Raw genomic sequence first — 22,389 nt, forward strand, 5'->3', positions numbered from 1 at the left:
GGCGGGCCCCGGGGCCCGCCCGGGGTGAGAAGGTCCGCGCCGCGGAGTCCCTCCCCGGCGGCTCCGCCCGGCGCCGCGAGCGGTGTACTGTACCCACATCTAGTAGTTGCACGTCTGTTGTTCGTCCACAGATTGTGGTTCCGGTCCACAGCCGTCCACAGGATGCCCACAGGGGGCTGTGGACGGGGCGGGGACGACCCCGGGCGGGCCGGGGAGACCGAAGGAGGTGGCGCCGATGCACTGCCCGTACTGCCGCAACGGCGACTCCCGGGTCCTCGACTCGCGCGTCGCCGAGGACGGCGCGAGCATCCGCCGGCGCCGTCAGTGCCCGGCCTGCGGCCGGCGCTTCACGACGATCGAGCAGATGCAGCTCACGATCGTGAAGAAGTCGGGCGTCCTCGAGCCGTTCAACCGGGACAAGGTGATCAGCGGGGTCCGCAAGGCCTGCACCGGCCGGCCCGTCACCGAGGACCAGCTGGCCAGACTCGGCCAGCAGGTCGAGGAGTCGCTGCGGGCCAGCGGCTCGGCCGAGGTCCCGTCCGAGCAGGTGGGCGTGGCGATCCTCGAGCCGCTGCGCAGGCTCGACGCCGTCGCCTATCTGCGCTTCGCCAGCGTCTACCGGCACTTCCAGTGCATGGACGACTTCCTGGCCGAGATCGCCGTACTGCAGGGCGCCGGGCACGAAGGGCCCGGCACCGGTTGAGCCGTCAGCACCACCCCCCATCCGCCGCCGAAGAGGGTTCCCTGCGTCTTCGGGAGCAGGCCCCGGGCGGGACAACTGAACACCAACCGACCATCGGCGTCCACGACGCACAACCACGATGCACAACGAGGCCCGGGCGGCACCGCCCGGGCCCGGAGAGGGAACGATGACACAGACTGTGGCCACGACCGGCGCCCGCGGCGGCTCGACCAGGTCTCGCGGCAGGAAGCCCGCCGGCCTCACGATCGAGCGCACCTTCAGCACGGATGGCGTGCATCCCTACGACGAGATCACCTGGCAGCGTCGTGACGTGGTGCAGACCAACTGGAAGACCGGTGAGACCGTCTTCGAGCAGAAGGGCGTCGAGTTCCCCGACTTCTGGAGCGTCAACGCCTCCACCATCGTCACCACGAAGTACTTCCGCGGCGCCGTCGGCACCGACGAGCGCGAGTCGAGCCTGCGTCAGCTCATCGACCGCGTCGTGAAGAAGTACTCCTCGACCGGTTACGAGGAGGGCTACTTCGCCTCGCGGACCGACGCCCGGGTCTTCGAGGAGGAGCTCACCTGGCTGATCCTCCACCAGTACTTCTCCTTCAACTCGCCGGTGTGGTTCAACGTCGGCACCAGGAGCCCCCAGCAGGTCAGCGCCTGCTTCATCCTCTCGGTCGACGACTCCATGGAGTCGATCCTCAACTGGTACCGGGAGGAAGGGATGATCTTCAAGGGCGGTTCCGGGGCCGGTCTGAACCTCTCGCGCATCCGCTCCTCGAAGGAGCTCCTGCGCTCCAGCGGCGGCACCGCCTCCGGCCCCGTCAGCTTCATGCGCGGCGCCGACGCCTCGGCCGGCACCATCAAGTCCGGCGGCGCCACCCGGCGCGCCGCCAAGATGGTCATCCTCGACGTCGACCACCCCGACATCGAGGAGTTCATCGAGACCAAGGCCCGCGAGGAGGACAAGATCCGCGCCCTGCGCGATGCCGGCTTCGACATGGACCTGGGCGGGGCCGACATCACCTCGGTGCAGTACCAGAACGCCAACAACTCGGTGCGCGTCTCCGACGAGTTCATGAAGGCCGTCGAGGCCGGCACGACGTTCGGTCTGCGGGCGCGCACCACCGGCGAGATCGTCGAGCGGGTCGACGCCCGGGAGCTCTTCGGCAGGATCGCCCAGGCGGCCTGGGAGTGCGCCGACCCCGGCATCCAGTACGACGACACGATCAACGCCTGGCACACGACCCCCGCCACCGGCCGGATCAACGCGTCCAACCCGTGCTCGGAGTACATGAGCCTGGACAACTCCTCCTGCAACCTGGCCAGCCTCAACCTGCTCAAGTTCCTGCGCGAGGACGACACATTCGACGTCGAGCTGTTCACCAGGGCCGTCGAGCTCGTCATCACCGCCATGGACATCTCGATCTGCTTCGCCGACTTCCCGACCGAGCCGATCGCCGAGACCACCCGCGACTACCGCCAGCTGGGCATCGGCTACGCCAACCTCGGCGCCCTGCTCATGGCCCTCGGCAAGGGCTACGACTCCGAGGGCGGGCGCAGCCTGGCCGCCGCCATCACCTCGCTCATGACCGGCGCCGCCTACCGCCGCAGCGCGGAGCTCGCCGCCGCCGTCGGCCCCTACAAGGGCTACGCGCCCAACGCCGAGGCCCACCAGGGGGTCATCGCCAGGCACCGGGCCGCCAACGAGTCCCTGCGGACCCTCACCGCCCTCGACGGGGAGGTCCACGAGGCGGCCACCGCCCAGTGGGACGCCGCCGCCGAGGGCGGCGCGGCCAACGGCTACCGCAACGCCCAGGCCTCCGTACTGGCCCCGACCGGCACGATCGGCTTCATGATGGACTGCGACACCACCGGCGTCGAGCCGGACTTCTCCCTGGTCAAGTTCAAGAAGCTCGTCGGCGGCTCGTCGATGCAGATCGTCAACGGCACCGTCTCCCGCGCGCTGAAGAACCTCGGCTACGACGAGGAGGCCACCGGCCGGATCGTCGACCACATCGCCGCCAACGGCAATGTCGTGGGCGCCCCGGGCCTGGCCCAGGAGCACTACGAGGTCTTCGACACCGCCATGGGGGTGCGCGCCATACCCCCGATGGGCCACGTGCGCATGATGGCGGCCGTGCAGCCCTTCATCTCGGGGGCCATCTCCAAGACGGTCAACATGCCCGAGAGCGCCACCGTCGAGGACATCGCCGACGTCTACATGGAGGGCTGGAGGCTCGGTCTCAAGGCGCTCGCCGTCTACCGCGACAACTGCAAGGTCGGTCAGCCGCTGAGCGCCGGCTCCAAGGGCAAGGACGACAACAGGAGACCGGGCTCCGACGAGGCCCCCAGGCCCGAGGTGCGGGTCGAGTACCGTCCGCGCCGGCGCCGCTTGCCCAAGAGCCGCGCCGGGCGCACCACCAGCTTCTCGGTGGCCGGCGCCGAGGGCTACATCACGACCGGCGCCTATGAGAACGGCAAGCTGGGCGAGATCTTCCTCAAGCTCGGCAAGCAGGGCTCCACGCTGGCCGGCGTCATGGACGCCTTCTCGATCGCCGTCTCGATCGGCCTGCAGTACGGCGTGCCGCTGGAGGGCTTCGTCCAGAAGTTCACCAATCTGAAGTTCGAGCCCGCCGGCATGACCGACGACCCGGACGTGCGCATCGCCCAGTCGATCCTCGACTACGTCTTCCGCCGCCTGGCCCTGGACTACCTCGACTTCGACGAGCGCGCCGAGCTCGGCATCTACACCGCCGCGGAGCGCGCCCACTACGTCGAGACCGGCTCCTACCTCTCCGAGGAGGAGGAGGCCGAACTGCCCGAGAGCGAGCAGCTCAAGAACGACGCCGGCGACGACGTCGCGGTGGGCGCCGGCGGCGCCCGACAGCCCAGCCTCATCGAGGCCCCGTCCGTCGCCCCCGCCGGCGTCGGGACCGCCGCCCCCCACACCACGACCGAGATGATGGAGCGGATCACGGGCACGGCCTTCGACGCCCCGCTGTGCATGACCTGCGGCACGAAGATGCGTCCCAGCGGCTCCTGCTACGTCTGCGAGGGCTGCGGCTCGACGAGCGGTTGCAGCTGAGCGGCGCTGCGCCGGGACGCCGGGGCCGGGCGGGGGAGCGGTCCCCGGCTCGGCCCCGGCGCCGTGTCCGGCGAGCGGGCGCGCCCGACGGGTCCCATCACCGGCGGGACCCGGTCCCCGCGGAGCGGACGCGTCGGCATCGCCGCCATCCCCGACGGGCCCGCCGGTGACCCCGGGTCGTGGGGAGCGGACGAGCCCGGGGACGTTGGTGAAGCGGGCGAAGCGGGTGACCCGGCTCCGCGGGGGCGGGCCCGATCATCCGGTAGGGAGGAGGCGCCCCGGCCCGCGGGGCGGCACCCGTCGGCCCCGGGACCGGAGCGCCGGTGCCGGTGATCCCGGATCCGCGGGCGGATGCGCCGGTGCCGTCACCATCCCCGACGGACTCGCCGGGGCCCGGGCCCGCGGGGCGGACGGGGCCCGGCTCACAGGCCCAGGAACTCCTTGATCGCCGGCAGTTCCCGACGCGCCTGCTCCAGACCCGCGGCGTGGCTCGCGGACAGCCGGGCCCGGTCGCGCTCGCCGTTGTCGACCGGCATGACGTCGGGGACGAACAGGTACGCCCGGCCCGCCTCCTCGAGCGCGAAGAGCTCCTCGCGGACCGCGTTGTAGCCCTCGTGGCGGTGCAGGAGGGCGTCGACCACCGCCGGCCGCCGGCGGAAGACGGTCCGGTAGAGCAGCTCCTGGCCCCGGGTGGGGGCGGGCTTCACGTAGTCGCGCCCGCGGGTGAGCACGACGAGGAATCTGTCGAAGCCGGCCCGCTGGGCGCGGTCGAGTCCGATGCCGCCGTCGGCGCCGAGGGCGCCGTCGACGTACTCCAGCCCGTCGATCGTCACGACCGGCATGAGCCCGGGCATCGTCGAGGAGGCCCGCACCCGCACCATGAGCTCGTCCATGGTGCCGGTGTCGGCCCGGGTGAACCAGACCTGCTCCCCGGTGTCGCAGCGGAAGGCCCCGAAGTTCGGCTGCGCCGGGTTGGCGCGGTAGGTGTCGAAGTCGAAGGGCAGCGCCTGGCCGGGACCGCCGGTGCGCTGGTAGATGTACTCGGCGTTGAACCAGCCCTCGCCGCGCAGGAGCGTGCCGAGCCCGCCGAAGTGCGGGTCGTCGACGAGATCGACGAAGCTCGCCCTGGCCCGGGCGGGGTCGCGCGACAGATAGTTCGCCGTGTTGCTGGAGCCCGCCGAGATGCCGGCGACCCAGTCGACGAAGACCCCTCCGACGATCAGCTCGCGGACCAGCGCGCTCGTGTAGCTCGCCCGCATGCCGCCGCCCTCGAAGACGAGTGCGGTGTCGGTCACATTGCTCGTCAGCGCGGTGCCGGCCGCGTCGCTCGTCGGCGCGTCGCCGTCCGGGGAGGCCGCGCCCGGGGCCCGTGTCAGAGGATCCGTCACGCAGCCATTGTCCCGCGCGCGACGCCGGGCGGGCGAGCCCGTCCGTCCGACCCGCCGGGTCATAGGTGCAATTACGGACCGGGAGCGTGCACGAATGGGCGCGCGGTGCCGAGCGGGGATGGCGCGGGGCCTAACGTGAGCGGCGTACATCGTGCCAGCCGAAGCTGCTTGGAGGTTCGTATGGCTGACCTGACCGTCGACGTCGTCGTCATCGGTGGCGGTGCGACCGGCGCGGGCATCGCCCGCGACGCCGCGATGCGCGGCCTGTCCGTGGCGCTCGTCGACCGCGCCGACCTGGCCCAGGGCACCACCGCCCGCTACCACGGTCTGCTCCACTCCGGTGGGCGCTACGTCGTCTCCGATCCCGAGTCCGCGCGCGAGTGCGCCGAGGAGAACCGGATCGTCACCCGGATCCACGCGAACGCCGTCGAGCAGACCGGCGGCCTGTTCGTCGTGACGCCGGACGACTCCGAGGAGTACGCCGACGGCTTCCTGGCCGCCGCGGCCCGGGCCCGCGTGCCCGCCGAGGAGATCACCGTGGCGCAGGCGCTCGCCCGCGAGCCCCGCCTCAACCCCGGCACGAAGCGCGCCTTCGCCGTCCTCGACGGCACCGTCGACGGCTGGGCGATGGTCTGGGGCGCCGCCGGGTCGGCCCGCGAGTACGGCGCGCACCTGCTGCCCTACCACGAGGTCGTCGCCGTCCACCGCGCCGACGACCGGGTCGTCGGCGTCACCGTCCGCGACGTCAAGGCCAGCGGCAGCAAGCGCATCGACTGCCGTTTCGTCATGAACGCGGGCGGCCCGTGGGCCGGTCGCATCGCCGCCATGGCCGGCTGCCACGACGTCGAGGTCGTGCCCGGCCGGGGCATCATGATCGCGATGAACCACCGCTTGGTGAACATGGTCGTCAACCGCTGCATCAAGCCGGCCGACGGCGACATCCTCGTCCCGGTGCACACGGTCGCCATCATCGGCACCACCGACGTGCGGGCCGACGACCCCGACAAGCTGGCCATCCCGCGCGCCGAGGTGCAGCAGATGCTCGACGCCGGCGAGGCGCTCGTGCCCGGCTTCCGGCAGGCCCGCGCCGTGCACGCTTGGGCCGGCGCCCGGCCGCTGGTCAAGGACACCCGCGTGGCGGCCTCCGACACGCGCCACATGAGCCGCGGCATGTCCGTGCTCGACCACGCCGAGCGCGACCACCTGGCGGGCATGCTCACCATCACCGGCGGCAAGCTCACCACCTATCGCCTCATGGCCGAGCGGATCGTCGACCTCATGTGCGAGCAGCTGGGTGAGGAGCGCCCCTGCCGCACCGCCGACGAGGCCGTCCCCGCGGCCCGCGGCGCGCGGACCTACACCGTCACCCACCGCCTGGCCGATCGCGAGCGGGACCGCCGCGACGACCAGATCATCTGCGAGTGCGAGCTCATGAGCCGCAGGATGTTCCTCGACCTGCTCGCCGACGACCCGGACGCCTGCCTCGACGACCTGCGCCGCCGTCTGCGCCTGGGCATGGGCCCCTGCCAGGGCGGCTTCTGCTCCTCGCGCGCCGCCGGGTTGCTGTGCGCCTCCGGGGCCCGCAGCTCCGTGGAGGCCACCGCCGAGCTGCGCGGCTTCCTCAAGCATCGCTGGATCGGGCTGTGGCCCATCCTGGCCGGCGCACAGCTGCGCCAGGCCGCCCTCGACGAGTGGATCGCCCGCGGCACCTTCGACGTCGACCACGCCCCCGGCGCGGCCGATCCGGTCGAGCAGTACCCGGTGGGCACCGAGATCGACGACCGCGACCGCGCCCGTGCCGCCGCGGCCGCCCACGAGCAGGAGGTTCTGGCATGAGGGATGTCGTCGTCGTCGGCGCCGGGTTGTCCGGCCTGGTCGCCTCGCTGCGCCTGCGCCGCGCCGGCCTGCGCACCGCGCTCGTCCACATGGGCCGCGGCGGCCTGCAGCTGGGCCAGGGCACGATCGACGTGCTCGGCTACCGCCCCGCCCGCGTCGAGCGTCCGCTCGACGAGCTCGGCGCGTTCTGCGCGTCCACCGAGGACGAGGGCGGCCCCACCCACCCGTACGCCGTTCTCGGCGCCGACGGCATCCGCGCCGGCGTCGCCTGGCTGCGCGAGCTCGTCGGCGAGTCGCTCCTCGGCGACGTCGAGACGAACACGGCGCTGCCGACCGCCCTCGGCGGCCTGCGCCCCACCGCCCTCTACCCGCCCTCCATGGCCGCCGGCGCGGTGAGCCTCGACCCGGCCGCCCCCGGCGCCCTCCACGGCGGCGGCTCCGTCGTGGTCGTCGGCATCGACCAGCTCAAGGACTTCTCGCCCCGGCTCGTCGCCGAGAACCTCGCGGTCGTCGGGCTGCCCGACGGCGGCCTGCTCACGACCCGCTCCGCCTCGATCAGCTTCCCCGGCCGGGGCACGGAGGCCGACTCGAACGCGGTGAACATCGCCCGCGCGCTCGACCGCCCGGGGCGTCGCGGGGAGTTCATCGCGGCGCTGCGGACGGTCTCCCGTCGCGGCGAGACCGTCGCCGTGCCGAACGTTCTGGGGCTCGACCCGGCGACCTTCCGGGCCGTCGCCGATGGGCTCGACCGGCCGCTCTTCGAGATCCCGCTGCCGCCGCCCGGCGTCGCGGGCCTGCGCCTCAACGATCTGCTCACCGACCTGGCGAAGGCGGCCCGCGTCGAGCTGATCGGCGGCTCGCGCGTCACCGGCGCGCGGACCGGCGAGGGCCGGGTCCGGTCCCTGCTCGTCGGCACCGCGGGCCACGAGACGGCGCTGGAGGCCCGCGCCTTCCTGCTCGCCCCCGGCGGCTTCGAGTCCGGCGCCCTCGAGCTCGACTCCCACGGCGTCCTGCACGAGCGCATCCTCGGGCTGCCCCTGGCGGTGCCCGACGGCGAGCTCCTCAACGACGCCTGGGCCGGACGGCAGCCGATCTTCCGGGTCGGCGTCGCCGCCGACGCGGCGATGCGCGTCGTCGAGCCGTCCACCGGGCGGCCCGTCCACGAGAACCTCCACGCCGCCGGCGGCATCCTCGCCGGGGCCCAGCGCTGGGACGAGAAGTCCGGCGAGGGTATCGCTCTGGCCAGCGCGGTGCGCGCCGCCGATTCGATCATCGAGAGCCTGAAGGAGTCCGCATGAGCACCACCGCACCCGAGCGCGAGCAGGGGCACGGCGACCGGGCCGACGAGTCGTTCTCGGTCTGGGAGCACCTGAGGAAGGCGAGCCCCCGGCTCGACCGCAACCCGAACAGCTACGAGGCCCAGCAGCTCAACCGCCTCTCGCTCGACCAGTGCGTCAAGTGCACGATCTGTGAGACGCAGTGCCCGGTCGCCCGCGTCACCGAGATGTTCGCGGGCCCGAAGTTCGTCGGGCCGCAGGCCGAGCGCTTCCGCAACGGCGAATCGGTCGACCACACGCTCGACTACTGCTCCAGCTGCGGCATCTGCACGCTGAACTGCCCGCAGGGCGTCAAGATCGCCGAGATCAACTCCATGGCCCGCGCCGTCATGAAGCAGGACCACATGCCGCTGCGCGACCGGCTCATCACCCGGACCGCCCTCGAGGGCAAGCTGCTCACGCCCGTCGCCCCCGTCGCCAACTGGGCGCTCCGGCGCAGGCCGCTGCGCGTGGCCGTCGAGAAGGTCGTCGGCGTCCACCGCGACGCCCCGATGCCGGTCGCCCAGAGCCAGTCGATCCGCGGCTGGCTCAGGCGCCGCTCCGGCCCCACGGCCCGCCGCCCCGGCCAGCCCGACCGCGGCCCGGTGATCTTCTTCACCGGCTGCGCCGGCACCTACTTCGAGGTCGAGACGAGCAAGAAGACCATCGAGGTCCTCGAGCACCTCGGCTACCGGGTCATCGTCCCCCGCCAGGGCTGCTGCGGGCTGGCCAGCCAGTCGAACGGCCTGTTCGACCAGGCCCGCTCCTCGGTCGTCGCGCTGGCCGCCCAGCTGTCCCGGGCGGGCCGGGACGTTCCGGTCGTGTCGAGCTCCGGCTCGTGCGCCGGCATGCTCAAGCACGAGGCCCACGAGATCATGGGCGTCGACGACCCGAAGGTCATGGACATCGGCGCGCGCATGCGCGAGACGAGCGAGTTCCTCCTCGACCTGTACGACGCCGACGAGCTGCCCACCGACTTCGAGCGCATCGAGATGACGATCCCGTACCACGCCCCCTGCCAGGTCAAGGGCCAGGGCATGGGGATGCCGGCCGTGCGCCTCATGGAGCTCGTGCCGGGGATCACCGTGGACGAGTCGGGCGAGAACTGCTGCGGCATCGCCGGCACCTACGGCCTGAAGAAGGAGAAGTTCGAGGTCGCCCAGGCCATCGGCCGGCCCCTGTTCGACAAGTTCAAGGCCTCCGGCGCCGAGCTCGGGGCCTGCGACACCGAGACCTGCCGCTGGCAGATCCGCAAGGGCACCGGCATGCCGATCGTCCACCCGATCCACGTGATCCACGCGGCCTACGGCCTCTCCGACATCCGCAGCCCGGAGGTCTGAGCCCCGGAGCCCGGTCCGTACGGTCCGATCCGCGCGGCGGCCGGCTCCCGGCCGCGTCGGAGGACCCTGCGGGCCGGGCCGGCAGCGCCCGGACTCCCGGGCCGGGGGAGGGCCCGCACCCCCTGCGCCCGGGCCCTGCGCCTCGGACACCCTCAGGCGAGCGTGAGTACGTGGCGGGCCGTCTGGTCGTCGACGATGAGATCGGTCATGACCCGCGCGCGCAGTGCGGCGAGCAGCGGCCGGGCCTTGGCGCGCCCCGAGACGACGCCGATGCGCCGCGGGATGCGCCGCAGTTGGACGGGCGTCAGCCCGGAGGCCCGGGTGTTCATCTCGATGTCGGCCCACGAGCCGTTCTCGCGCAGCAGGACGGTGCACACGTCGCCGACGACCCGGTCGCGGGCCATCGCGGCGCGGTCCTCGTCGTCGAAGTAGCCCGACTCGTAGACGTGGCTGGGCAGACCGCCGACGAGCGAGCCGACGCCGAAGACGGCCAGCGAGCACTCCCGCTGGGTGTCGCGCACGCGCATGATGGAGCGCTCGCGCCACATGGCGTCGCGGGTGCTCGCGTAGTCGAAGAAGGCCGGCACGGGGAAGAGCACGGAGTGGGCGTTGAAGGCGCCGGCGAAGCGCGAGGCGATGTTCGAGACGTAGTCGATGCCGGTCGTCGAGTCGTTCGCCGCGCCGTTGAGCTGGACGAGGGTGCAGCCCCGCACCGGCTTGGCCAGCAGGTGCGCCGCGACGGCGTCGATCGTCGTGCCCCAGGCGATGCCGAGCGTCGTGCGGTCCTCGACCGCCTCGCCGATGGCGTTGGCGGCGACCTTGGCCACCCGGTCCAGACGGGCGACGTCCGAGACCGACTCGCGCACCGGGACCACCTGGGCGCGCACCCCGAAGCGGTTGAAGAACTCCTGCTCGACGTCGGACGAGGCGTCGCGCGGGTGGGTGAGGCTGATCCGGACGATGCCGGTGTCGCGGGCCTGCTTGAGGCTCCGGGAGACGGTCGAGCGGGAGACGCCGAGCTGGCGGGCGATCGCGTCCATCGACTCGCCCTGCACGTAGTAGAGCACTGCCGCGCGGTACATCTCGTCGTCGCGATCGGGCACTCCCGTCACCTCCCGTCTGGCACCGGCCGCCGGGCGCCGGTCGGTCCGGGGCCCGGCCAAATTCTACGTTCCGGCCCGGGACGGTTCATCCCGGCTCGTCCGCCCGGGGCGGCCGGGGCGCGGGGCCCGCGGCGTAGGCTCGCCTCGTGCTCGACGTGCTGCGCGGTTTCACCACCATCTGGGTGGTGATCGGCGTGGGCGTCCTCGTGGCCCACCTCGGGCTCTTCGGGGGGGACGCCCAGCGGATGCTCAGCCGCTTCGCCTTCTTCATCGGGCTGCCGCCGCTCATGGCCGTGACGATGTACCGGGCCGACCTGGAGCGCATCTTCAGCGTCAACGTCCTCGTCTCGATCGGCGCGATCCTCGTCTCGTCGGGCCTGTACCTGGGCTCGTGCCTCCTGCGGGCCCGCCTCGCCGGCCGCGCGCGTCCGGGCCCGAGCCATCTCATCATCGGCACCTTCTGCTCGGCCTACGTCAACGCCAACAACATGGGCGCCCCCATCGCCGCCTACGTCATGAAGGACACCAGCTGGGTGGCGCCGGTGCTCATGATCCAGGTCATCGTCCTCCAGCCGCTGGGGCTGAGCCTGCTCGACGCGGACAACGCCCGGCGCACCGGCGCCCGCACCTCGGTGCTGCGCAATCTGTCGATCCCCTTCCGCAACCCGATGACGATCGGCGTCCTGACCGGCCTCGCCCTCAACCTGCTCGACTGGACCCCGCCGGCCCTCGTCGTCGGCACCCTCGACCTGCTCGCCGGCACCGCCGTGCCGTCCATGCTCATCGCCTTCGGCATCTCGCTGCGCCTCGGCTCGCCGCCCGGACGCGAGAACAGAGGCGAGACCGCCCTCATCTGCGTGCTCAAGCTCGTCGTCCAGCCGGTGACGGCCTGGGTGCTCGCCCTCCTCGCCGGGCTCGACCTCACGACGACCCTCGCCGTCGTCGTCATGGCGGGCCTGCCGACGGCCCAGAACGTCTTCGTCTTCAGTTCCCGCTACGACACGAACGTGTCCCTGGCGAGGGATGTCATCTTCATCACGACGGTCTGCTCGATCCCCACGATCACCGGCTACGCGGCCCTCGTCCACGCGCTGGCCTGAGCCGGGCTCCGCGCGGGGCGCCTATGCTTGAGCCGACATGCCTGACACGCCCGATACGCGCGAGGAGCCCGTCGCCGACGAGCCGCTCCTCGACGTCGACCCCTCCCTGCCGATCAGCGCCCACGCCGACGAGATCGCCGGGCTCATCCGGGACAACCAGGTCGTCGTCGTGGCCGGCGAGACCGGCTCGGGGAAGACCACCCAGCTTCCCAAGATCTGCCTGCGGCTGGGCCGGCGCAGCATCGGCCACACCCAGCCGCGGCGCATCGCCGCCCGCTCCGTCGCCGAGCGCCTCGCCGACGAGATGGGCGTGGGTCTGGGGGACGCCGTCGGCTACCAGGTGCGCTTCACGCGCCGGGCCACCCGGCGGACCCGGGTCAAGGTCATGACCGACGGCGTTCTGCTCGCCGAGATCAACCACGACCGGCGGCTGCGCCGCTACGACACGATCATCATCGACGAGGCCCACGAGCGCAGCCTCACCATCGACTTCCTGCTCGGCTACCTCAAGCAGCTGCTGCCGTCGCGTCCCGAGCTCAGGGTCGTCATCACCTCGGCGACGATCGACACGGCCCGTTTCGCCGAGCACTTCGCCGGCCCCGACGGGACCCCGGCGCCCGTCGTCGAGGTCTCCGGTCGCGGCTGGCCGGTCGAGATCCGCTACCGGCCCCCGGACGAGGGCGACGACCCCGACATGCCGGCCGCCATCGTCTCCGCCGTGCGCGAGCTCGGGCCGAGCGGCGACGTCCTCGTCTTCCTGTCCGGCGAGCGCGAGATCAAGGACGCCGCGGCCGCGCTCGCCGCGGCCGACCTCGGGCCGGGCACCGAGGTGCTGCCGCTCTTCGCGCGCCTGTCCGCGGCCGAGCAGCACCGCGTCTTCGCCGCGCACGCCGCCCGGCGCATCGTCCTGGCCACCAACGTCGCCGAGACCTCGCTCACGGTGCCCGGCATCCGCTTCGTCGTCGACACCGGCCTGGCCCGCATCTCGCGGTACTCGGCGCGCACGAAGGTGCAGCGGCTGCCCATCGAGCCCGTCAGCCGCGCGAGCGCCGACCAGCGCGCCGGGCGGTGCGGCCGCGTCGGGCCCGGCGTGTGCCTCCGCCTCTACTCGGAGGAGGACTACCTGGCGCGGCCCGAGTTCACCGAGCCCGAGATCCTGCGCACCAACCTCGCCTCGGTCATCCTCCGGATGGCCGGCGCCGAGCTCGGCGACGTCCGCGACTTCCCCTTCGTCGAGGCGCCCGACCGCGCCCAGATCACCGACGGCCTGCGCCTGCTCGACGAGCTCGGCGCCCTCAAGGGCTCCGACCGCCGCGCCCCGCGCCTCACCCGCACCGGGCGCCGACTGGCCGAGATGCCCGTCGACCCGCGGCTGGGGCGCATGCTCGTCGAGGCCTCCCGCCGCGACTGCCTGCGCGAGGTCGAGGTGATCGTCGCCGCCCTGGCCATGCAGGACGTGCGCGAGCGCCCGGCCGACAAGCGCCAGCAGGCCGACCGGCTCCACCGCCGCTTCCTCACCGACGAGGTCCTCGCCGGGGCCGACGGGGGCCGGCCCGCCGCGGGCGCCGACGCCGGGCCCGAGGCCGAGGACGGGCCGGCGCGCTGGACCGCCCGGAACGGGCGCCGCGGCGAGTTCGACGCCCCGACCCCGGAGGCCGACCCCGGCGGCGACGTCCTGGCCATCTGGCGGCTGTGGCGCTATCTGCGGGCGCGGCGCCGGGCCCTGTCGGGCAACCGCTTCCGCCGCCTCTGCCGGGACGAGTTCATCAATCACCTGCGCGTGCGCGAGTGGTGGGATCTGCGCTCCCAGCTGTCGGGCATCGACCGCGAGCTGCGCCTGCGGCGCAACGAGGGCCCGGGGAGCACCGAGGCGATCCTCCAGTCGGTCCTGGCGGGCCTGCTCTCGCACATCGGCCTGCTCGAGGTCGAGGAGCGGCCCCGGGGCGGGCGGCAGCACCGCGGCGGACGCCGGCCCCGCGGGCCGCGCGAGTACCTCGGCGCCCGCGGCACCCGCTTCGCCATCGCGCCCGGCTCGGCGCTGTCGGGGCGGAACCCGCCGCTGGTCATGGCCGTCGAGCTCGTCGAGACGAACCGCCTGTGGGCCCGCACGTGCGCCCGCATCGAGTCGGAGTGGGTCGAGTCCGTCGCCGGTCCGCTCGTCCGCTACGGCTGCTCCGAGCCGCACTGGTCGAGCAGCGCGGCCGCCGTCCTGGCCCACCAGCGGGCCAGTCTGTTCGGCGTGCCGCTGTTCACCGACCGGCTCGTCGACTACGGGCGCGTCGACCCCGCCGGGGCCCGCGAGATCTTCCTCCGCGCCGGCCTCGTCGAGGGCGGCTGGCGGCCCCGCGACCCCCGCGGGCGGTACCGCTTCCTCGAGCACAACGAGCGGCTGCGCGCCGAGGTCGCCGAGCTCGAGGAGCGCACCCGCCGCCGCGACCTGCTCGTCGACGACCAGACGATCGTCGACTTCTACGACGCCCGCATCCCGGCCTCCGTCGTCTCGGGGGCGACCTTCGACGCCTGGTGGGCCCGTGAGCCCGACGAGCACCTGCTCGACCTGACGATGGACGAGCTGGTGCGCCCCGACGCGGACGCCGTCGACGTCGACGCCTTCCCCGACCACTGGCGGGTCGGCGCCCTGGACCTCCCGGTCGGCTACGTCTTCGACCCCGGTTCCGGCGCCGACGGCGTGACCGTGACCGTCGAGCTCGCCGAGCTGAACCAGCTGCGCCCCGAGCCCTTCAGCTGGCAGGTGCCCGGCCTGCGCACCGAGCTGGCCACGGAGCTGATCCGCACGCTGCCCAAGCAGGTGCGCACCGCCCTCGTCCCGGCGCCCGACCGGGCCCGCGCCGTCCTGCGCTGGCTTCGCGAGAACGGGGCCGACCGCTCCCGGCCCCTGCACGTCGAGCTCGGCCGGGCGCTGCGCGCCCTGACCGGCGTCGTCGTCGAGGCCGACCAGTGGAGGCCCGACGCCGTCCCGGGGCATCTGCGAGTGCGCTTCCAGGTGGTCGAGCGGGGCCGGCCCGTCGACCAGGGCAAGGACCTGGCCGCCCTCCAGCGGCACCTGGCCGAGCGCGTCTCGGCCACCCTCACCCGGGCCTCGCGCCGCAGCGCGACGACCGGCGCCACCTCGTGGGTCTTCGGGACGATCGAGGACACCAGCACGATCCGCCGGGGCGGGCTGCGGGCGGTCGGCCACCCGGCCCTGCGCGACGACGGTGACTCGGTGGCCCTCTTCCTCGCCGACGGCCCGCAGGCGGCCGCGCGCTCGCACGCGCGCGGCGTCCGGCGCCTCCTCGTGCTCGTCAACCCCGACCCGACGCGCTGGGTGGTTGCCCACCTCGGGGCGCGCGAGAGGCTGTGGCTCGGCGACAGCCCCTACCCGGGCGTGCCGGAGCTGCTCGCCGACGCCCGCCTCAAGGCCGTCGACCGGGCCGCCCGCGCGCACGTCGACCCCGCCCTGGTGCGCGACGAGGAGCGGTTCACCGCGTTGGCCGCCCGGGTGCGCGCCGAGCAGGCCGACGTGATGCGCGAGGTCGTCGCCACCGCGTCGGCGGCCCTCGGCTGGGCCCAGCAGATCCGCGCCGACCTGCCCGCCGCGCCCGAGGCCACCCGCGAGGACGTGAGCGCCCAGCTGGGGAACCTCGTCTTCGACGGCTTCATCTCGTTCACCACCGACCCCTGGTTCACCCACCTGCCGCGCTATCTGCGCGCCGCGTCGATGCGCCTGGACGCGGCGCGGGCCGATCCGGGCCGGGACGAGGGGCTGCTGGCCGGCCTCGACGAGCTCGCCGCCGAGTACGACGAGCTGTGCGACGCCCAGCCCGACGGCCCGCTGCCCGGCCCGGTCGAGGACATCGGCTTCCTGCTGGAGGAGTACCGGGTGCAGCTGTTCGCCCAGCGCCTCGGCACGAGCCGGACGGTCTCGCCCAAGCGGATCCGCCAGGCCATCGCCCGGGCCGCTGGCGATCGATAGGTATTTCCGCCTGCGAAGGGTCCCGGATGAGCCGCACCTTACTTCTGCGGCTCCTCGTGGGAGACGTACAGTCGCGTCAGGCCGCTGCCCTTCCGACGCCGTCGCACGGTTACCTGCCCATCGATTTCCTGCATGGACCGGACATGAGTTCCGCCGCACGGGATGACGAATCCGGCCGCCTGCCACAGGCGAATGCCGTCGGTCGTCTCCGTCACGTGCGCGTCGATTCCCGAATCGACCAGTTCCTGCACGTGCTGCTGGATACCGGGGAGGGATTCCGCGGCGATGTCCGCGCGAAAATCGAATCGTGCAGAACGCCCTTCTATCTGGCAGCCCTTGGTTGCGACCGGCAAACCCTGCCCGGCGAGGAACTCGCTGGTGGCGATGAACAGCAGGTGCGCGAGCGTGTGCATCTTCATGTTGGCATAGCGCCAATCCCAGTCGAGGGTCGAGGAGACGACATCGCCAACCATGAAATCATGACCGGGAACGGTGTGGACTACTACGGACGAGACGGCCACGGAGCTGTCATATTCGGTTTGTCGGAATTGAACATGCTCACGCCTCAGCGCCGTGATCTCGTGGCCGTTCAGCCAACCCTTGTCGGCAGCCTGTCCGCCTCCTTCGGGATAGCAAAGGGTGGCGGAAAGGACGACGTCATCGCCGTCGATTGCGAGTACTGATGAAGTCGCCTGCCGCTGATAGGGATCGGCATTGTAGAGCAACCGGGTGAAAGGAATTGTACTTAAATTCATTGTAGCGTCCCTCTGTGGAATCTTAGATAAGATCTTGGTAGAGCTCACCTCTGTCTGGGAAAAAAGTCAAGACAACTGCGTTGTTTCCAACTTCGCGCATAACATCTAGACTTCCAGCGTAGGCGACACCTGACGAACCTCCCACGAATATCCCCTCTCGCGCTAATCTTTGACAATGTTCAACAGCTTCTTCATCAGTATACACGTGGACACCTCGTACTAGGTGCATTGCCCTGCTTATGACCTCAGGAACGGTATTTTGATTACCGGTTCCTCGAAGAATGGAAAAGCCTGGTTTTCCTCCAAAAGTAACGGAACCTTGTCGATCTGCGACGTATGAAGGAATTGAGTAGCGATTCAGCATTTCTGCAAATGCAGTAAAATGGCCTCCGCTTCCAACCACAAAGCATCCCGCGTCTACACGATTCATAGATTTAAGTTGTAATTCTATTTTTGGTACCAGCCAGCGTCGATAAACTTCTGGGTTGAGGTCAGAATCATTCTGCTTTGGCCAATATAATTCTTCATTATCAGCTAGTAAAGCATGAAGTTGATCTTCTCTACTTTGCTGCATCCCAAGAGTCGGGTGAGGCTTACTGACTAGGTGCATGGTCGCACCTAAATATTTAATTTTCTGGAGCGTGATCTGCGGAATATTGATGTCTGAAACGAGATGGACAGGGTGCCCTAGAAGCATTCCGGCGGCTGCGAGACCGACTCCTAGAGAACCAGAAGTAGATTCAATGACAGGTTGTCCTGATGACAGCTTGCCGGTGCGTCTTGCCAGAAGGAGTAATCCTATTCCTAGAATTGATTTGAAGCTGGATTCTGTCGTGGGAGAACCGAAGATGGCACGTACTTCTCCTTGTGGATGGTGGATACGAATGATCTTTAGATCGCATAGCGTTTCGATACGTTGTTCTGCCTCGTCGAGACTGATTATTTTATTCATGGTTCAGACTCCAAATTATTTTATTCATGATTCAGACTCCAAAATCGTCTTCGATCTGTAAATGGCGCCGAGAAGTATTATTATTCCTATTATTTGTGGAAGGGCCAGTTTTTCTTTGAATAATATATATGCATATAAGGCTGCAGCTATGGGTTGTAGTAGTACAAACAGAGAAGCGAGCTGAAGCGGTAGAAACCGTACGGCATGCGCCATGAGGGTTTGACCTAAGATTTGAGAAGTTATCGCTAATATCACGAGCAGCAGCCATCCTCGCCATGTTTGAGGTATTAATTTTTCTCCTCGTAAAAGTGCTGCTGCAAAGCATCCGGAAGCGCACCATAAACTCAGGATTGACATGATATGCATTGCTGGGTAGCGTTCTCGTAACTCCTTAGCAACAACGAGAAACCCTGCGTAAAAGAATGCTGTGCTTAAAGCTAACACATCACCGAACACGTGCGTAGGGTTTAAATGAGCATTGGCTAGAGCAAGTAGTGCTAGTCCTCCTAATGCGAAAAGTGCTGGTATTGCTAGCCGTTTGTCGGGAACAGTACGATAAAAAACCCATCCATAAATCGCGACGATAAATGGAACTAAATTTGCTAGAAGATTAGATTCGGCTAAGGTTGTATAGAAAAAAGACACGTTCCATAAACACAAATCGGCAGCGAGTAAAAAACCTCCAGCTGCAATAATGGCGTGATCGCGGAGTGACAGTTTTGCTTTACTGCTTCGGTGTTGTCCCAGAATGCTTAATAAAAACAGAATTGGAGCCGCTATGAGTGAGCGAAACCCACCAGTTGCAATCGGGCCAACTTCACTGAGTCTGACAAAAACTCCACCGAGAGCTAAACAGCAAACGGCGAAGATAACATATATAATTGCTTTCGTTTTTTGAATCTTCAAAGTATTCTTCTTTTTGATGAATCCATGTTGGATGTTCATGATTCCAAGATAGTTAGAGTAGGCAGTGGTGTTATTCCTGGTAAAGTGCACAGCTTTTTTCTAATATAGTTGACTTTGGTTTCTAAGGTAGAATCATCAGATGAAATTAATATTCCTATCATTGTTCCGCTATGTGCTACGCAAACTCCGTATGCGTGGACCTCGTCCATAAGTCTTAAGGTGTAGTCATAACTCCGTTTTGGGAGGACTTTTTGATGCAATTCTGAACTTGCTGTCGCTATACGGCCCACTTCCCAACAGTCATTTTTTACTAATGCTGCATCCATTTGGTCAAATAATTTTTGATACGTCTCTGAATATTCTTTGCGAGGAGGATGGGTAGCGTGAAATTTAACAGTATCAACTTTACCTCCTTCATCAACTCCTACTACGGTTAAACCCATATCAGTGTGATATTTTTTGATGGCCTTATATTCTTCTTGCGCACAGGCAGTTATGCCTGGGTGGAGAAGATACTCACCGCGCTCAAGTGTCATGGCGATATGTGATATTAATGCTGATGCTACAGGAAGAGGAACCTGAGGGAAAAAAGAATCATAAAAAGCCAAGGCAGTTGCCATGATATCGGCTGTTGAACTTGAACACCCCTTCCCTGTTGGGATATTTGACTTGATATGTAAAACCAGATCATCGAGTTCTATGTTCATTTCGTCGGCAAGAGCATGCAGCATAGATAGAGCTTTTGTTTTATCTTGGGTAAGATTTTGATTAAGATTACCCCTTGGTGTCAAATATGCTTTTGCCTGATATTCGACAATGGGGGAAGTAAAGAGAAAGTGGTGAACTTTTTCTGAATCAAAGGTATATCCCTGCAAAAGCTCTCCAAATGTCCCATGTACGTGGTCAATGGAAGTGATCGGGAAGCTTCTTGTGTCAAAGCGACATCGATGCCGTCTAGCTCCTGTAATGGAAGCCACATGTTTGGTTCGCATACTTTACATCTAAGCCCTAGTCACGAGCTTTTGCAACAGGGTGGTCACATCGTGGACACTTCAATGATGAGAGCTTCTAGGTGTCATGGAAGTGTCCAGTGACTTGCTCTTTTGCTCAAAATTAATTAGTCAAGCCTAACCTAAATAAGAGATCACTGAAACTTATGAATTTGTTAATCATTCGGCCGCCTATACCGTGCAGTCTCACAGCTGACACCCAGATATGCGGCTCTTCGCAATCTCGTGTGTAGGTTGGGTGTAAACCCGCTGGTCTCGAGTAGTGATTGGGTGATGTAGTTGGGTCGGGTTCCGGAAAACTAGGGTGGTCGCGTAGGTGCTCGAAGCGTCCGTTGATGATCCCGGTGGGGTCGTTGCTGGAGTCTCGGTGGTCGGAGAGCGCGAGGATGTCGTCGCGACGCTTGGTTAGGGTGCGGTTGAGCTTGGCGACCGCGCGCCCCCGGGGCCGAGACGGGGATCGGCCCCATGCCGTCGGGTGCGCCGGAAGCCGTGCAGTCCCACGGCCCGGCACGAGTCCTTCGACGGTCCTGCGGCACACGCCGGAGTGAAGTAGGTTTTTCGGGCAGTGGTGAACGTCTGGTTCAGGCTGCCCTGTTGTGCTGCCCTGTTGTGGCGTTGTCCTGTGTTGAGTGGTTGGCAGGGTTTCGGGGTGGGGAGAGTTGGGGATGGCCGGGTCGGCCGGGCCGCGGTGGGTGTCCGGGGCCGGTTCCGGGCCGGCGCCTGGTGGGGTCGGACGGTGTTGACCCCGGCCCGGTGGGCGTCGGCCTCGCGGGCGAGGTCGAGGGCGTCGTCGATCCGCTCACGGTGGAGGCGCTCATGCTTCAGCGACTGGGAGGCGCGCTCGGGCTCGGACACGGGTGCGGACGTGACCCGGCTCGGGGTGGGCGGTGATGACGTGCCCGGACCGGAACGGCCGGAACGGCCCGCCGTTGTCGGTGACCGGCGTGATCGGGGCGGTCTCGCCCGTCCCGGGGTCGGTGGGACGGTCCAGCGGCGTGACCCCGTCGAGCATGGCTTCGGCCTCCGCGGGGGCCGGCTCGACTCCGGCGGCCGCGTCGTGCTGGTCCGCGGCGGGTGACCAGCACCAGCCGGACCCGGGCCTCGACCCGGGCCCCGCGGGCCGACGGCCCGGGTCCGGCCGCCGGAGCAGTCCTCCCCGCTTCGAGGAACCCTGCCTTCCACCGGCCCCGATCGACTGCCCGGAGGCCTTCTCCTCGCGGCCCGCCACGACGACCGCGGTCTCGCCGGACAGCACGCCATCCCGGGTCCTGGCCCCGCACCGAACACCGGTGGCCGTCCCATGGCCGCGTCCCCCTGCCCCCGGACGCCGATCACGCCCCCACAACCGGCCCGCCAAAAAACCGACGCAGGACACGCGCACCCACGTCCCCAGGTGCCCGAGGCGATCCGCTTTAACAATGATTTTCAGCATCTCCCACCCCCTCGAACCGACAACCAATCTCGTTTTGTGGCGGCAGTACCCCTCCCTCGCCGTACCTCTTCTTCGCTTGCTGCCTGGCCGAAGCCTCGGCCTTCTCTCAGACCGTCTCCCGGCCGAGCCGCAGCGCCCGGCGCACCGGCCCCGGCCAGTCGGCGACGGCCATGCCGTGGGTGGCGAGCAGGGCGATCGCGACCCGTTCGATGCCGAAGCCGGCGCAGGCCGTGTGCGCCGGCCCGCCGTCGGGGAGGCGGATGCCGAAGCTGTCGGCGAAGTGCGTGCGGTGCGCGTTCGAGCTCGAGATGGCCGTCCGGCGGTCGGGGTACAGGTCGACGCTGATCTCGTTCTTCATGCCCGACTGCAGCTGGTTGGCCGCCAGCATCCGGCCGACGCGTCCGAAGAAGGGGTCGTTCGCCCGGTCGGCGGCCACGTCGAGACCGAGGCCGCGGAAGAGGTCGAGGAGCAGTTCGAGCCAGTCGGCGCGGAAGGCCTCCGCGCTGTCCGGGGTGCCCAGGTGGACGTACTCGCAGATGCGGAAGGCCACCATGCGCACCGGATCCTCGCTCGGCTCGTGGCGGAAGCACCAGCTGCGGCAGAAGACGGTCGTCGGCGCCTCGAGGGTGCCCGCGTAGCGGGGGTAGACGTTCTGGCAGGTCGCGGGGACGAGCGTCATGCCGCTCGGCTCGAAGTACCCGGTCCAGTCCCTGCCCGCGTCGACGTCCCCGATGAGGGCGCGGTGCTCGGGGTCGCCCCCGCGGAAGACCTCGACCTCGCCGACCAGCTGGGGGAAGGACCGCGGGTAGTCGGTGGCGGTGAACTGGGCCGCGTCGATGAGCGGGCCGAAGGCCATGACCGGGGTGCCGGCCGGCGCCCGGTCGGCGTAGGCGCGCCAGAGCCCGTCGACGACGGCCTCGAACTCGGGCCCGTGCCCGTCGATGCCCGGGCGCGCCCCCGGGAGCAGATGGCCCGCCCCGCGCAGCGCCCCGCGCAGCGCGCTCTCGCCGTCGACCAGGCTCATGACAGGGCCTCGATCTCGGCGACGATGGCGCCGATGGAGGCCATCGTGGCGGGCGTCATCCGCTCGGGCGGGAATTCGATGCCGAGCCGGTCCTCGATCTCGAGCAGCAGGCTCACCGCTGCGTGCGAGGTCAGTCCCGCATCGGCCAGCGAGGCGTCCGCGGCGAGCGTCGTCACGTCCTCGTCCAGGTTGCCCACTTCGGCGAGCGCCTCGCGCACCGCCTGCTCCGTTCCGTTCATCTCACCATCTCCTGTCGTGCCGGGATCCGCAGCGGCCCCCGAGCGGTCTGCCGCCCCCGGCCCGGGAGGGCCGCGGCGAGCGTCGTCACGTCCTCGTCCAGGTTGCCCACTTCGGCGAGCGCCTCGCGCACCGCCTGCTCCGTTCCGTTCATCTCACCATCTCCTGTCGTGCCGGGATCCGCAGCGGCCCCCGAGCGGTCTGCCGCCCCCGGCCCGGGAGGGCCGCGGCGAGT

General features: G+C 68.6%; 16 protein-coding genes and 1 pseudogene. 7 read left to right on the top strand and 10 right to left on the bottom strand.

Annotation, left to right across the window (positions count from 1 at the left end):
* The first annotated feature begins 235 nt into the window (after nucleotides 1–235).
* Nucleotides 236–703 carry a transcriptional regulator NrdR gene (gene nrdR / locus EGX94_RS11165; RefSeq protein ID WP_021796522.1) on the top strand — a complete coding sequence of 156 codons (468 nt, stop codon included), beginning with the start codon at nucleotides 236–238 and terminating at the stop codon, nucleotides 701–703.
* A gap of 166 nt (nucleotides 704–869) precedes the next feature.
* Nucleotides 870–3,779, top strand: a complete 2,910-nt coding sequence (locus EGX94_RS11170) for a vitamin B12-dependent ribonucleotide reductase (protein WP_043120339.1) — start codon at nucleotides 870–872, stop codon at nucleotides 3,777–3,779.
* A 422-nt stretch (nucleotides 3,780–4,201) separates the two neighbouring features.
* Here the strand turns inward: EGX94_RS11170 and EGX94_RS11175 are convergent, their stop codons facing one another.
* Entirely contained in the window at nucleotides 4,202–5,086 is an 885-nt protein-coding gene (locus tag EGX94_RS11175; protein ID WP_028706655.1) for a patatin-like phospholipase family protein, read from the bottom strand.
* Nucleotides 5,087–5,347: 261 nt separating this feature from the next.
* On the opposite strand from EGX94_RS11175, the gene glpA reads away from it, so the two are divergent.
* From glpA to EGX94_RS11190, 3 genes are read left to right on the top strand one after another with little or no spacing between them, the layout of a single operon-like run.
* The gene (gene glpA, locus EGX94_RS11180; RefSeq protein ID WP_021796521.1) at nucleotides 5,348–7,003 is read left to right on the top strand and encodes an anaerobic glycerol-3-phosphate dehydrogenase subunit GlpA; all 1,656 of its coding nucleotides are present in this window, start codon (nucleotides 5,348–5,350) and stop codon (nucleotides 7,001–7,003) included.
* A complete protein-coding gene (gene glpB / locus EGX94_RS11185) occupies nucleotides 7,000–8,301 on the top strand; it encodes a glycerol-3-phosphate dehydrogenase subunit GlpB (RefSeq protein ID WP_021796528.1) in 1,302 nt (433 codons plus the stop codon). Before glpA ends, glpB begins: the two co-directional genes overlap by 4 nt.
* On the top strand, nucleotides 8,298–9,659 hold the full coding sequence (locus EGX94_RS11190) for an anaerobic glycerol-3-phosphate dehydrogenase subunit C (protein ID WP_021796523.1): 1,362 nt from the start codon (nucleotides 8,298–8,300) through the stop codon (nucleotides 9,657–9,659). The genes glpB and EGX94_RS11190 overlap by 4 nt, the downstream gene beginning before the upstream one ends.
* Nucleotides 9,660–9,811: 152 nt before the next feature.
* On the opposite strand, the gene EGX94_RS11195 is transcribed toward EGX94_RS11190, so the two are convergent.
* Complete coding sequence (locus EGX94_RS11195; RefSeq protein WP_021798686.1) at nucleotides 9,812–10,762, bottom strand: sugar-binding transcriptional regulator; 951 nt, start codon at nucleotides 10,760–10,762, stop codon at nucleotides 9,812–9,814.
* Between the two features lie 146 nt (nucleotides 10,763–10,908).
* On the opposite strand from EGX94_RS11195, the gene EGX94_RS11200 reads away from it, so the two are divergent.
* Together EGX94_RS11200 and hrpA are read left to right on the top strand one after the other, a co-directional pair.
* A complete protein-coding gene (locus EGX94_RS11200; protein ID WP_021798687.1) occupies nucleotides 10,909–11,862 on the top strand; it encodes an AEC family transporter in 954 nt (317 codons plus the stop codon).
* 37 nt (nucleotides 11,863–11,899) lie between these two features.
* Entirely contained in the window at nucleotides 11,900–15,838 is a 3,939-nt protein-coding gene (gene hrpA / locus EGX94_RS11205) for an ATP-dependent RNA helicase HrpA (protein WP_123826327.1), read from the top strand.
* Between the two features lie 38 nt (nucleotides 15,839–15,876).
* Here the strand turns inward: hrpA and EGX94_RS11210 are convergent, their stop codons facing one another.
* The 8 genes and pseudogenes from EGX94_RS11210 to EGX94_RS13505 form a co-directional block, all read right to left on the bottom strand.
* Nucleotides 15,877–16,593 carry an alanyl-tRNA editing protein gene (locus tag EGX94_RS11210; protein ID WP_043123036.1) on the bottom strand — a complete coding sequence of 239 codons (717 nt, stop codon included), beginning with the start codon at nucleotides 16,591–16,593 and terminating at the stop codon, nucleotides 15,877–15,879.
* Nucleotides 16,594–16,615: 22 nt separating this feature from the next.
* On the bottom strand, nucleotides 16,616–17,545 hold the full coding sequence (locus EGX94_RS11215) for a pyridoxal-phosphate dependent enzyme (RefSeq protein WP_021798581.1): 930 nt from the start codon (nucleotides 17,543–17,545) through the stop codon (nucleotides 16,616–16,618).
* Between the two features lie 24 nt (nucleotides 17,546–17,569).
* On the bottom strand, nucleotides 17,570–18,490 hold the full coding sequence (locus tag EGX94_RS11220) for a DMT family transporter (RefSeq protein WP_081707477.1): 921 nt from the start codon (nucleotides 18,488–18,490) through the stop codon (nucleotides 17,570–17,572).
* Nucleotides 18,487–19,443, bottom strand: a complete 957-nt coding sequence (locus EGX94_RS11225; RefSeq protein WP_081707478.1) for a GHMP family kinase ATP-binding protein — start codon at nucleotides 19,441–19,443, stop codon at nucleotides 18,487–18,489. The genes EGX94_RS11220 and EGX94_RS11225 overlap by 4 nt, the downstream gene beginning before the upstream one ends.
* Nucleotides 19,444–19,679: 236 nt before the next feature.
* Nucleotides 19,680–19,891: pseudogene (locus EGX94_RS13940) on the bottom strand (ISL3 family transposase); the annotation flags it as partial.
* A 1,108-nt stretch (nucleotides 19,892–20,999) separates the two neighbouring features.
* Nucleotides 21,000–21,917, bottom strand: coding sequence for a class-II aminoacyl-tRNA synthetase family protein (locus EGX94_RS11230; protein WP_021798583.1), 918 nt, complete (start codon nucleotides 21,915–21,917; stop codon nucleotides 21,000–21,002).
* Nucleotides 21,914–22,156: a phosphopantetheine-binding protein gene (locus EGX94_RS11235; RefSeq protein ID WP_021798586.1), complete on the bottom strand. Its 243-nt coding sequence runs from the start codon at nucleotides 22,154–22,156 to the stop codon at nucleotides 21,914–21,916. The genes EGX94_RS11230 and EGX94_RS11235 overlap by 4 nt, the downstream gene beginning before the upstream one ends.
* Entirely contained in the window at nucleotides 22,153–22,308 is a 156-nt protein-coding gene (locus EGX94_RS13505; protein ID WP_021798585.1) for a hypothetical protein, read from the bottom strand. Before EGX94_RS13505 ends, EGX94_RS11235 begins: the two co-directional genes overlap by 4 nt.
* Between the last annotated feature and the right edge of the window lie 81 nt (nucleotides 22,309–22,389).

This window comes from Propionibacterium acidifaciens, from assembly GCF_003798325.1.
Classification (GTDB): domain Bacteria; phylum Actinomycetota; class Actinomycetes; order Propionibacteriales; family Propionibacteriaceae; genus Propionibacterium; species Propionibacterium acidifaciens.